Annotated in this window: 1 protein-coding gene; it reads left to right on the forward strand. The window is 39.7% G+C overall.

Annotated features, from left to right (window positions below):
- The first annotated feature begins 14 nt into the window (after positions 1–14).
- A complete protein-coding gene (locus ACS8FC_RS16240) occupies positions 15–440 on the forward strand; it encodes a hypothetical protein (protein WP_439297535.1) in 426 nt (141 codons plus the stop codon).
- Positions 441–827 lie beyond the last annotated feature (387 nt).

Below are 827 nucleotides of genomic sequence, written 5' to 3' on the forward strand. Positions count from 1 at the left end.
CGGTCAATACCAAGTTGCCAAAAGACGTCATCATGATGGTCGAAAAAAATAACTTGGTAATGGCCATCAAAACGTTGGCGGCAGACGAAAACATCAGTATGGATGAAGCCAAAACTAGGATTGATGCCTACGAGACAGCACTAAAGGTAAAACAACAGCAAAAGCTCAATACCATCGCTAGTAAACAAGGTATCCCCAACCAAGCCATTAGCTTCGATAGAGAGCAAGAGATCGATGACGGGCCTGGACCATTGGTAAAAAATCGTGTCAAAACCACCAAGCAAAGCCAAGGATTTAAGAGCCTGCAAGATGGTGTCGATGGTCAGCTGAATGACTTGGGCTATAAGAAACCTTTGCTCCCTTATTGGCTAAAACGATTACTCGTCATCGCTGTCTTGATGATAGGTATATTTTGGATATTGTGGCGAGTGTTTGTTTAAATCAAGTACTGAATCGCGATACTTTTTATAGAACCATTTATCGCTGATACTGTAGCCTGCGAGTATTGTTACTCACAGGCTGGACAATAGAAAAGCCTAACAAGGTCTGCTGGTTTCGCTAGTCTGTTATAAGTGGTTCCATGATAGCAGTCTATTTTAAGTGGTCTATTAATAGGTTTGAAGGGTGAGATAACTGGTTCTGCTAGGGTATACGCAAGACGAAACCCGTAGCTTTGATTATGTTTGAGTTCGATGTTTATTTTGCAACATTGCCAAGAATTTTAAAAAATTATTTTTCCAAAAAACAAACCAGCCATAAAAAAATCGGATACCAAAAACGATAAATATGTACAAACCGTTGATATATAAATTACCAAACCAGGCTTC

The organism is Psychrobacter sp. 1Y4 (assembly GCF_051847555.1).